11 protein-coding genes are annotated in these 9,956 nt (G+C 73.8%); 7 read left to right on the plus strand and 4 right to left on the minus strand.

Features of this window, described 5'->3' with window-relative positions:
• Position 1: 1 nt before the first annotated feature.
• Genes mutY through ftsY form a run of 3 tightly spaced genes read right to left on the minus strand, consistent with a single transcriptional unit; the run spans position 2 to position 3,734 of the window.
• Positions 2 to 1,075, minus strand: coding sequence for an A/G-specific adenine glycosylase (mutY, locus tag WQ56_RS07850; protein ID WP_047136517.1), 1,074 nt, complete (start codon positions 1,073 to 1,075; stop codon positions 2 to 4).
• Complete coding sequence (locus WQ56_RS07855) at positions 1,072 to 2,364, minus strand: AsmA family protein (RefSeq protein ID WP_047136518.1); 1,293 nt, start codon at positions 2,362 to 2,364, stop codon at positions 1,072 to 1,074. Before WQ56_RS07855 ends, mutY begins: the two co-directional genes overlap by 4 nt.
• Positions 2,361 to 3,734, minus strand: coding sequence for a signal recognition particle-docking protein FtsY (gene ftsY, locus WQ56_RS07860; RefSeq protein WP_047136519.1), 1,374 nt, complete (start codon positions 3,732 to 3,734; stop codon positions 2,361 to 2,363). Before ftsY ends, WQ56_RS07855 begins: the two co-directional genes overlap by 4 nt.
• A gap of 81 nt (positions 3,735 to 3,815) precedes the next feature.
• On the opposite strand from ftsY, the gene rsmD reads away from it, so the two are divergent.
• The 6 genes from rsmD (at position 3,816) to WQ56_RS07890 (ending at position 8,219) form a co-directional block, all read left to right on the plus strand.
• Entirely contained in the window at positions 3,816 to 4,376 is a 561-nt protein-coding gene (gene rsmD, locus WQ56_RS07865; RefSeq protein WP_082132263.1) for a 16S rRNA (guanine(966)-N(2))-methyltransferase RsmD, read from the plus strand.
• Between the two features lie 72 nt (positions 4,377 to 4,448).
• A complete protein-coding gene (gene coaD / locus WQ56_RS07870; RefSeq protein WP_047136521.1) occupies positions 4,449 to 4,943 on the plus strand; it encodes a pantetheine-phosphate adenylyltransferase in 495 nt (164 codons plus the stop codon).
• A gap of 40 nt (positions 4,944 to 4,983) precedes the next feature.
• Entirely contained in the window at positions 4,984 to 5,541 is a 558-nt protein-coding gene (locus WQ56_RS07875) for a hypothetical protein (RefSeq protein ID WP_047136522.1), read from the plus strand.
• A 181-nt stretch (positions 5,542 to 5,722) separates the two neighbouring features.
• Positions 5,723 to 5,977 (plus strand): YfhL family 4Fe-4S dicluster ferredoxin, encoded by a 255-nt coding sequence (locus WQ56_RS07880; protein WP_047136523.1) that lies wholly within the window; start codon positions 5,723 to 5,725, stop codon positions 5,975 to 5,977.
• The gene (gene ggt, locus WQ56_RS07885; protein WP_047136524.1) at positions 5,974 to 7,794 is read left to right on the plus strand and encodes a gamma-glutamyltransferase; all 1,821 of its coding nucleotides are present in this window, start codon (positions 5,974 to 5,976) and stop codon (positions 7,792 to 7,794) included. The genes WQ56_RS07880 and ggt overlap by 4 nt, the downstream gene beginning before the upstream one ends.
• A gap of 20 nt (positions 7,795 to 7,814) precedes the next feature.
• On the plus strand, positions 7,815 to 8,219 hold the full coding sequence (locus WQ56_RS07890) for an MAPEG family protein (protein WP_047136525.1): 405 nt from the start codon (positions 7,815 to 7,817) through the stop codon (positions 8,217 to 8,219).
• Positions 8,220 to 8,278: 59 nt separating this feature from the next.
• Here WQ56_RS07890 and WQ56_RS07895 read toward each other — a convergent pair whose 3' ends face one another.
• Positions 8,279 to 9,076 carry a helix-turn-helix transcriptional regulator gene (locus tag WQ56_RS07895; protein ID WP_047136526.1) on the minus strand — a complete coding sequence of 266 codons (798 nt, stop codon included), beginning with the start codon at positions 9,074 to 9,076 and terminating at the stop codon, positions 8,279 to 8,281.
• 102 nt (positions 9,077 to 9,178) lie between these two features.
• Between WQ56_RS07895 and WQ56_RS07900 the strand changes: the two genes are divergently transcribed.
• The coding region (locus WQ56_RS07900) for an MFS transporter (protein WP_047136527.1) at positions 9,179 to 9,956 on the plus strand (778 nt) is incomplete at its 3' end.

Genomic DNA, 9,956 nt, shown 5'->3' on the forward strand with positions numbered 1-9,956 from the left:
GTCAGTCCTCCAGCGCGACGCGCGGCGAGAGCAGCAGCGTGCGGATCGGTGCGGGAATGCCGAGCGCCGCGAGTTCGTCGCGGGCCACCCAGCGCAGGTCGTCATTGTCGCGCACGCCGCGGCGCGGGGCGAGGCCGGGCCAGTGCAGCGGATGCAGCTGCAGGCGATAGTGGGTGAAGCCATGATGCACGGTCGGCAGGCGGCGCGGTGCGTCGCGGTCGTCCGCTGCCACCAGGCCCGGCGCGTGGGCGTCCAGCCATGCGAGCGCGGCGTCGGCGTCCTCGCCCTGCGGCAACGACCACAGCGCGGCCCACACGCCGGTGGCCGGGCGCCGCTGCAGCAGCACGCGCCCCGCCCGGTCCTCGAGCAGCAGCACGGTCGCTTCGCGCTCGGGCAGTGCCTTGGTCGGCTTGGGGGTGGGCAGTTCCTCGACCCGACCCTGCGCGAACGCCACGCAGTCCGCGTTGACCGGGCACAGCAGGCAGGCCGGCGCGTGGCGCGTGCACAGCGTGGCGCCGAAATCCATCTGCGCCTGCGTGTAGTCGGCCATGCGCGCGTCGGGCAGCAGCGTGTCGGCGATCGCCCACAGCGCCTTCTCGACCTTCGGCAGGCCCGGCCAGCCGGCGACGCCATGGTGGCGCGCGAGCACGCGCTTGACGTTGCCGTCGAGGATCGCGAAGCGGTCGCCCCAGGCCTGCGACAGGATCGCGGCCGCGGTGCTGCGGCCGATGCCCGGCAGCGCGAGCAGCGCATCGAAGTCGCGCGGCAACGCGCCATCGTGCCGCTCGACGCAGGCCTGGGCGGCGGCCTGCAGGTTGCGTGCGCGGGCGTAGTAGCCCAGGCCCGACCACAGCGCGAGCACGTCGTCGCGCGGCGCGGCGGCCAGCGCGCGCACGTCGGGCAGCGCGGCGACGAAGCGCTCGAAGTACGGGATCACCACCCGCACCTGGGTCTGCTGCAGCATGATCTCCGACAGCCATACGCGGTACGGCGTGCGTGGATGCTGCCAGGGCAGGTCGTGGCGGCCGTGGACGTCGAACCAGGCCAGCAGGCGGGCGGCGTAGTCCGGCGTCATGGCGCGGTGCTGTCGTCGAAGTCGATCTCGACGCCCTCGAGCGTCGCGCCCGACACCTCGACCCGCTCGACCCGCAACTGCCCGCGCAACGGCGGCAGCGGTGTGCCGGTGTCGAGCGCGTCGAGCCAGCGCAGCAGGTCGGGCAGGCGCGCGCTGCCGTCGAAGCGCGCGCCGGCATGGGCGATGCGCAGCGACAGCGGCGCGTCCAGCATCGCCGGCCCTGCATAGCGCAGCGCGAACGGCAGCGGGCCCTCGGCCTGCGACAACGGCGCAGGCAGGGCGGGCCAGCCGTCCGGCCACCGTGCGATGCGCCCGTCGAGCGCGATCTGCAGCGCATCGCCGTGCGCGATGCGTCCGCCGGCGGCGAGCGTCGGGACGAGCCCTTCGGCGCGCGTTGCCAGCCCGACCGGTGCCAGCGCCAGGCGGCCGTCGGCGAATGCCAGCCGGCCGTGCAGGCCGAGCGCGAACGGCAGGTCGGTTGCGTCGGCGTGCCAGCGTGTGTCTATCGCCAGGCGCAGCGGTGCCAGCGTCAAGCCGGGTGCGTCGGTGTCGGTGCGCGTGGCGTCGAGCGCGAGCCGGGTGTCGAGCCGGCCGTCCCCGAGGTCGGCCGACAGCGTGCCGCGCGCCTCGATCCGGGAGAACGCGACCGGGCGATCGGCGCGCAGCCGCAGCCGGAACGGCGCGCGCAGCGTGTCCGCGATCGCGGTGCCAGCGACCTGCGCGGCGAGCGCGCGATCGGCATGCAGCGACGGCACGTCGAGCGTCAGCGCCTCGATGCGCCAGCCCTCGGCGTCGAGCCGGCCGTCGCGGATGCGCAGGCCGTCGGTGAAGGCGGGCAGGGCGCCGTCGCCGGGCGGCCGCGCGTCGAGCCAGCGCAGCAGCGTCGGCAGGTGCAGCTGTGGGCCATCGAGTTCGACGCGGGCGATCTCCAGGTCGGCGCCGCGGCTGCGGAGGGTCTTCCACGGCAGCGCCAGCAGCACGCGCTGGGCCTGCAGCATCGGCGCCGGTGTGCCGGGCACGCGCACGGTCACGTCGTGGACCACCAGTTGCGGCGTGCCGCGCAGGCGGTAGTCGACGTCGCCCTCGAAGGCGATCGACAACCCGAGCGCGGGTTCCAGACGCGCGAGCACCAGGCGCAAGGCGCGCTCGGGCGGCAGCAGCAGCCAGACCGCGGCGATGCCGGCGGCCAGCAGCACCAGCGCCGCCAGCAGCCACGTCGGCCAGCGCCGTCGCCGGCGCGGCGGCACCGGCGGCACCGGCGGGGCCGGCGCCTGCCCGGTGGCGCTCACGCCCCGAGCGTCTCCGGCAGCATCGCGTCGACGAAGGCCTGGGCATCGAACACGCGCAGGTCCTCGGGCCGCTCGCCGATGCCGGCGAAGCGGATCGGGATGCCGAACTCGCGCGCCAGTGCGAACAGCACACCACCCTTGGCGGTGCCGTCAAGCTTGGTCACGACCAGGCCGGTGACCGTCACCGCAGCGTTGAACTGGCGCAACTGCGACAGCGCGTTCTGGCCGGTCGTGCCGTCGATGACCATCAGCACCTCGTGCGGCGCGGTCGCGTCGATCTTGCCCAGCACGCGGCGGATCTTGCCCAGCTCGGCCATCAGCCCCTGCTGGGTGTGCAGGCGGCCGGCGGTGTCGGCGATCAGCACGTCGGTGCCGCGCGACTTCGCGGCCTGCAGCGCGTCGAACGCGACCGCGGCCGGGTCGGCGTCCTGGCCCTGCGCGACCACGCCGACGCCGTTGCGCTCGCCCCAGGCCTTGAGCTGGGCGACCGCGGCGGCGCGGAAGGTGTCGCCGGCGGCGAGCATCAGCCCGTGGCCCTCGTCCTTGAAGCGCTTGGCGAGCTTGCCGATCGTCGTGGTCTTGCCGACGCCGTTGACGCCGACGGTGAGGATCACGAACGGCTTGGCGGACGGGTCGATCGCCAGCGGCCTGGCGACGGGCTCGAGCATCGCGACCAGGTCGGCACGCAGCGCCTGCAGCAGCGCGTTGGCGTCGGTGAACGCGCGCGCCTTCATGCGCTTGCGCAGCGATTCGACCAGTTCGGTGCTCGCCGCCACGCCGACGTCGGCGGTCAGCAGCGCGGTCTCGATCTCGTCGAGCAGGTCGTCGTCGAGCTTGGGGTTGCGCGAGAACAGGCCGCCGAAGCTGCGCGCGAAGGTGCTGCCGCTCAGGCGCTCGCGCCAGCCCGACCTGCCGGGCGCGGCGGCGGGCATCGTGCTGGCGAACACGTAGTCGGCCAGCGCCGCGGCCGGGTCGTAGGTCGCAGGACGCGGCGGGGGCGGCGGCGATGCGACCGGTGCGGGTGCAGGCGCGACGGCGGCGTCGGCGTGGATGTCGGCGACGACCGGGGGCGCGGTGGGCGGTGCAGGGGCAGGTGCCGGCGTCTCCGCCGCACGGATCGGCGGCTCCGGCGCAGGCGTGGCCGGCGCAGGCGCGATCGGCGTGGGCGGCGTCGCGGGAACCGGCGTCGGCGCGGCAGGAAGCGGCGCGACCGGGGACGCGACCGGTGCGGGCACGACGTCCGCGGCGGGAGGCGGCGCTTCGGCCGGCGACGTGGCCGGCGGCGCGAACGCGGCCGCGATCTCCTCGTCGGTGAGGCGGCGCCGGCCGCCCTCGGATTGGGGTTTGTCGCGCTTGAACCAGCTGACCATGCGGCCGTCGGAGTCGGGATGGGGGAGAATGGCGCGCATGGTATCACCCGCATTTTCAACGCCCCGTGCAGCGGGGCGCCGATGAAACAGGCCTCCGGCAGGGTCCGCATCGTGGGCGGCCGCTGGCGCGGCACGCGGCTGGACGTGCCCGACGCGCCGGGGCTGCGGCCGACCGGCGACCGCGTCCGCGAGACGCTGTTCAACTGGCTGCAGCCGGCGCTGCCGGGCGCGCGCGTGGTCGACGCGTTCGCCGGCACCGGCGCGCTCGGGCTGGAGGCGGTCTCGCGCGGCGCGCGCTCGGCGCTGCTGATCGAGCGCGAGCCGGCGCTGGCCGCGGCGCTGTCGGCGGTGGCCGCGCGACTGCCCGGCGGGCAGGCGGTCGAAGTCCGCCGCGGCGACGCGCTGCAGGTGCTCGCGGCGCTGCCGGCGGGCGGGTTCGACATCGCCTTCGTCGACCCGCCGTTCGCCGCCGACCTGTGGACGCCCGCGCTGGCCGCGCTCGACATCGCGCTCGCGCCGCAGGCCTGGCTGTACGTCGAATCGCCCGTCGCGCGCCCGGCGCAGCCGCCCGCCGGCTGGCGCCAGCACCGCGAACTGGCGACCCGCGAGGCCCATTGCGCGCTCTGGCGTCGCGACGGCTGAACCGCGCCGGCGCTGCTACACTTTGCGCCCGCGCCACGCCGCACCCCTGCCTCCCGACAGCGAACGTCAGCCATGAGTGCGAGTCGCAAACGCATCGCGGTCTATCCGGGCACCTTCGACCCGATCACCAACGGCCACGTCGATCTGGTCGACCGGGCCGCGCCGCTGTTCGAACGCCTGATCGTCGGCGTGGCCGAAAGCCCGGCCAAGCGCCCGGCGATGTCGCTCGACGAGCGCGTGGCGCTGGCGCGCGAGGCGCTGGCCCACCACGACAACATCGAGGTCATCGGTTTCGACTCGCTGCTGGCGCATTTCGTCGCAAAGGTCGAGGCCGGGGTGCTGCTGCGCGGGCTGCGCGCGGTGTCGGATTTCGAATACGAATTCCAGCTCGCCAGCATGAACCGCCACCTGATCCCCGAGGTCGAGACGCTGTTCCTCACGCCGGCCGAGCAGTACGGCTTCATCTCCTCCACGCTGGTGCGCGAGATCTCGCGCCTCGGCGGCGACGTGTCGGGCTTCGTGCCCGCCGCGGTCGATCGCGCACTGCGCAAACACTCGCAACGCTGACGTTGCCCATCCAAACGCAAGAGAAAGAAGAGGGAATGCCATGAAGTCCATCACCCGTGCGCTGCTGATCGCCTGCCTGGTCCTGCCGGTCGTCGCCTGTGGCAACAAGGAAGAAACGCAGCAGGCCGAGGCCGCACCGGTCGCCGCGCCGACCACCGAGGACAAGGCGGCGTGGAACGCCTACCTCAACGAGGTCGCCAGCCGTCACATGGAAGGCATCAACAACTCGCCGTACGTCTACCTGGTGCCGCCGCCGGCCGCGAACGTCGCCGATGCGCCGCCCGCCGACCCGGCTGCCCCGTCCGATGGCGAGGCCGACGATCTCTCGACCCCGGTCGACGGCAACTACGATCGCCTGCTCGACAAGGCCAAGCTCGACGTCGCGCGCGGCATCGTGCGCGGCAACCTGCTGATCTACGCCGGCGTGAACTCGGCCCGCACCGCCGACCTGACCGTCGCCTCGTTCGCGGAAGTCGAGCCCGGCACGATGAAGGGCGTGCGGGTGCTGTTCATCGGCGAGGAAGCCGACAACGCACGCGTCAAGGCCGCCGTCGAGCCGGCCGGCGTCGAGTACGTGTTCGTCGACACCGCCAAGTAAGCCCCGGGCGCCGGCTCTGGCCGGCATTCCCGATGCACAGCGCGCCGCCGCCGCCCCCCCGGGCACGGCGGCGTCGCTGTTTCGGGGCAGGTGAACCGTTCGGCCAGGGCGCCGCGCCTGCCGGGCGACGCGGTTCCATCGATGGAACGCCGCGCGACGCCGCACTCACTACAATGGCCCGATGTCCCTGAAGATCAATGCGCTCTGCGTCAACTGCGACGTCTGCGAGCCGGCATGCCCGAACCAGGCGATCTCGCAGGGCGAGGAGATCTATGTGATCGATCCGGCGCGCTGCACCGAGTGCGTCGGGCATTTCGACGAGCCGCAGTGCGTGGTCGTGTGCCCGGTGGAGTGCATCGATCCCGATCCCGACCTTCCCGAAACCCAGGCGCAGCTGCTCGCCAAGCTGGCGCGCCTGCAGCAGGAGTCGTCATGACGCGTCGTCGTTTCCCCGCCGCCGGTCTGCCGGCGCTGCTGCTCTCGGTCCTTTTGCTGGCCGTCGCGCCGTCGTGCGCGCGCGAGGTCCGCCCGCAGCCCGCGCCTGTCGCCGCGCAGCCGGCCGCGACCCCGCCGGGCAACGCGGTCGCCTCGGCCCATGCGCTGGCCACCGAGGCCGGCCTGCAGGTCATGCGCGAGGGCGGCAACGCGTTCGACGCCGCGATCGCGACCTCGGCCGTGCTGTCGGTCGTCGAGCCGATCTCCTCGGGCCTGGGCGGCGGCGGCTTCTTCCTGCTGCACGACGCGGCCTCGGGGCGCGACGTGTTCATCGACGCGCGCGAGACCGCGCCCGCCAGCGCCCATCCCGACCGCTACCGCAGCGCCGACGGCCAATTCGACCGCGACCGCGCCGAGAACGGCCCGTGGTCGGCCGGCATCCCCGGCCTGCCGGCCGCGTTCGTGCACGTCGCCGAGCGCTACGGCAAGCTGCCGCTGGCGCAGTCGCTGGCGCCGGCGATCCGCATCGCCGAGGACGGCTTCCCGGTCTACGCCCGGTTCGCGCGCGGCTACCAGTCGCGGCGCCAGGTCATGGAGCGCTACCCCGGCACGCGCGCGGTGTTTCTCGCCAACGGCCAGGCGCCGAAAGAGGGCGACACCTTCCGCCAGCCGGAACTGGCGCAGACGCTGCGGCGGCTTGCCGAGCGCGGCTTCGATGGCTTCTACCGCGGCCCGACCGGCGAGAAGCTGGTCGCCGGCGTCAACGCCGAGGGCGGGCAGTGGACGGCCGAGGACCTGGCCGGGTACCGCGTCGTCGAGCGCACGCCGATCCGCTTCCGCTACCACGACTGGACCGTGGTGACCGCGCCGCCTCCGTCGTCGGGCGGCATCGCGATGGCGCAGATGCTGCAGATCCTCGAACCGTACGACCTGCCCGCGCTCGACTATGCCGCGCGCACGCACCTGGTCGTCGAGTCGATGCGCCGCGCGTTCCGGGATCGCACGTTCTATCTGGGCGATCCGGACTTCGTGGAGATCCCCGAGCGCACGCTGCTCAGCCGCGACTATGCCGCCGGCCTGCGCGCGACGATCAACCCGAACAAGGCCACGCCCAGCGACCTGCTGTCGGGCGATCCGACGCCGCTGGAGGACGAGGAGACCACGCACTTCTCGATCGTCGATGCCGCCGGCAACCGCGCCGCGGTCACCCAGACGGTGAACCTGCTGTTCGGCAGCGGCCTGGTCGCACCGGGCACCGGTGTGCTGCTCAACAACGAGATGGACGACTTCGCGCTGCAGCCCGGCGTGCCCAACGCGTTCGGGGTCATGGGCTTCGACGCCAACGCACCCCGGCCCGGCAAGCGGCCGCTGAGCTCGATGACGCCGACGTTCCTCGAATCGCCCGACCGCGTCGCCTTGCTCGGCACGCCCGGCGGCAGCCGGATCATCACGATGGTGCTGCTGGGCGTGCTCGGCTACGACGCGGGGCTCGACGCGCAGGCCGTCGCCGCGCTGCCGCGCTACCACCACCAGTGGATGCCCGACGCGATCTCGGCCGAGTCCGACGCGTTCTCCGCCGATACCGCCGCGCGGCTGCGCGCGCTGGGCCACACCGTCGACCTGCCGGGCGACCGCGCGGCGGGCGGGCGCGGTTCGAGCCACGTCTGGGGTAATCTGCAGACCGTGCTGTGGAACCGTGCCGACGGCACGCTGACCGGCGGCAGCGACCCGCGCAACCCGGTCGGCGCGGCGAAGGTCGAGCCGGCGGGACCTGCATCGCAGGCGCGCACGCCGATGGAACACGCCCCCGGGGAGTAGGCACTGATGGAGCACGCACGATGATTCCTCGCATCTCGCTGCTGATCGCCTCGTTGCATGTCGTCCTCTACGTCGCGCTGTCGCTGCGCGTGGTCCTGCACCGCAACGCCGCCAAGGTCGGCATCGGCACCGGTGGCGATCCGGTCCTGGCCCGCAAGGTCCGCGTGCAGGCCAACTTCGGCGAATACGTGCCGCTGGCGCTGCTGATGCTCGCGCTGCTCGAACTCGCCGCGTTCGACACCCGGCTGCTGTGGAGCCTGGGCCTGGCGCTGCTGCTCGCGCGCGTGCTGCACGCCGTGGGCCTGGGCGGATCGGCCGGCTATTCGGTCGGCCGCACCGGCGGCGCCGTGCTGACCTTCCTGCTGCTGCTGGCGATGGCCGGCCTCGGTATCTGGCGCTTCGTCGCGGCGGCGACGCTGGCCTGATCGCAGGCGCGGGCCGTGCCGCGGCACGGTCTCCCGCACGACGGGAACGGCGGCGCGCGTCAGCCCGTGGTGTCCTGTCGCCGCGCGTGCACCACCATGCGCAGGTGGCGCTCCTCGTCGATCGTCAGCATCGTGTGCTCGAACGGCAGCGGCACGCCGTCAACGCGCAGCAGGCGCTCGCCGCTGCACGGCGCGCCGGCGTCGTGGTGGCCCCACCAGGCCGCGAACTCGGGCGAGGCCCGGCGCAGCGATTCGACCAGCGCCTGCGCGTCGGCGTCCTGCGCGGCGCGGGCGTGGTCGCGGCGATAGCTCGACAGCATGCGGCGGGCCTGCGTCTCCCAGTCGACGAGCCGCTCGCGCATGCCCTCGTCGACGAACAGCAGCCACAGCAGGTTGCGCCGCTCGGGCGGATGCGCGCCGAAGCCGAACAATGCGTCGGCCGGCGCGTTGAACGCGAGCACGTCCCAGCGCAGGTTCAGCACGTGCGCCGCGTGCGGGGCGAGGTCGTCCATCAGTCGCCCGACCAGCGGCGGTACCTGGCAGAACGTGCGCCCGGGCTCGGCCGGCGGGCGCGCGTGCGCGAGCAGGTAGAGGTGCCGGCGCTCGGCGGCGTCGAGCCGCAGCACGCGCGCCAAGTTGTCGAGGAACGCGGCCGACACGCCGATGTCGCGGCCCTGCTCGAGCCACGTGTACCAGCTGAGCCCGACGCCGGCGAGCGCGGCGACCTCCTCGCGGCGCAGGCCGGGCGTGCGCCGGCGGCTGCCGGCCGGCAGGCCGACGTCGGCCGGCGACAGGCGTTCGCGGCAGGCGCGCAGGAAGCTCGACAGTTCGGGACGGGCGCGATGCAGGCGCGACATCGGACGGGCTCCGGTTGCTCTGTGTAACAGCATGAATCGACAAATTGTAACGGGATGAAGCGCGGTCCAGACTCCGGCCGCCTCCATTCCTGGACCGTCGCCATGACCACTTCCCGACCTCACGTCCCGCCGGCCGCCGACGCGCCCGCGGCGGCACCGGCGCGTCCGCCGTGGCGTGGCCTGGCCGTGCTGCTGCTCGCCGGCTTCGTGACGATCTTCGACCTGTTCGTCGTCAACGTTGCGATCCCGTCGATGCAGGCCACGCTCGGCGCGAGCCTGGCGCAGCTGGGCCTGGTCGTCGCCGGCTACGAACTCGCCTTCGGTGTGCTGCTGATCGCCGGCGGGCGGCTCGGCGACCGCCACGGCCGCCGGCGACTGTTCGTGGTCGGCATGGCGGGCTTCGCGCTGGCCTCGGCGCTATGCGGCCTCGCGCCGGACGCCGGGTCGTTGATCGCCGCGCGGGTGCTGCAGGGGCTGGCGGCCGCGTTGCTGTTCCCGCAGGTCTACGCTTCGATCCGGGTGCACTTCGAGGGCGACGCCGCGCGCCGCGCGTTCGGCCTGCTCGGCATGACCCTGGGCCTGGCCGCGATCGCCGGCCAGGTGCTCGGCGGATGGCTGGTGCACGCCGATATCGGCCGGCTGGGCTGGCGCACGATCTTCCTGATCAACGTGCCGATCGGCCTGCTCGCGATCGGCATGGCGCGCTTCGTGCCCGAGTCGCACGCGCCGCAGCGCCCGGCGCTGGACTGGGGCGGCGTCGCGCTGGCAAGCGCGGGCCTCGGCCTGCTGCTGGTGCCGCTGCTCGAAGGGCCGGGGCGGGGCTGGCCGGCCTGGGCGCTGGCCGCACTGGCGGCGGGCGTCGCGCTGCTTGCCGTGTTCG

Origin of the sequence: Luteimonas sp. FCS-9 (assembly GCF_001014645.1) — a bacterium.
In the GTDB taxonomy this organism is placed as follows: Bacteria; Pseudomonadota; Gammaproteobacteria; order Xanthomonadales; family Xanthomonadaceae; genus Luteimonas.

What these genes read in the sequence shown, in the direction of transcription:
- mutY (WP_047136517.1), bottom strand. Translation starts at nt 1,075, where the DNA reads ATGACGCCGGACTACGCCGCCCGCCTGCTGGCCTGGTTCGACGTCCAC.
- ftsY (WP_047136519.1), bottom strand. Translation starts at nt 3,734, where the DNA reads ATGGTCAGCTGGTTCAAGCGCGACAAACCCCAATCCGAGGGCGGCCGG.
- rsmD (WP_082132263.1), top strand. Translation starts at nt 3,816, where the DNA reads ATGAAACAGGCCTCCGGCAGGGTCCGCATCGTGGGCGGCCGCTGGCGC.
- coaD (WP_047136521.1), top strand. Translation starts at nt 4,449, where the DNA reads ATGAGTGCGAGTCGCAAACGCATCGCGGTCTATCCGGGCACCTTCGAC.
- WQ56_RS07875 (WP_047136522.1), top strand. Translation starts at nt 4,984, where the DNA reads ATGAAGTCCATCACCCGTGCGCTGCTGATCGCCTGCCTGGTCCTGCCG.
- WQ56_RS07880 (WP_047136523.1), top strand. Translation starts at nt 5,723, where the DNA reads ATGTCCCTGAAGATCAATGCGCTCTGCGTCAACTGCGACGTCTGCGAG.
- ggt (WP_047136524.1), top strand. Translation starts at nt 5,974, where the DNA reads ATGACGCGTCGTCGTTTCCCCGCCGCCGGTCTGCCGGCGCTGCTGCTC.
- WQ56_RS07890 (WP_047136525.1), top strand. Translation starts at nt 7,815, where the DNA reads ATGATTCCTCGCATCTCGCTGCTGATCGCCTCGTTGCATGTCGTCCTC.
- WQ56_RS07895 (WP_047136526.1), bottom strand. Translation starts at nt 9,076, where the DNA reads ATGTCGCGCCTGCATCGCGCCCGTCCCGAACTGTCGAGCTTCCTGCGC.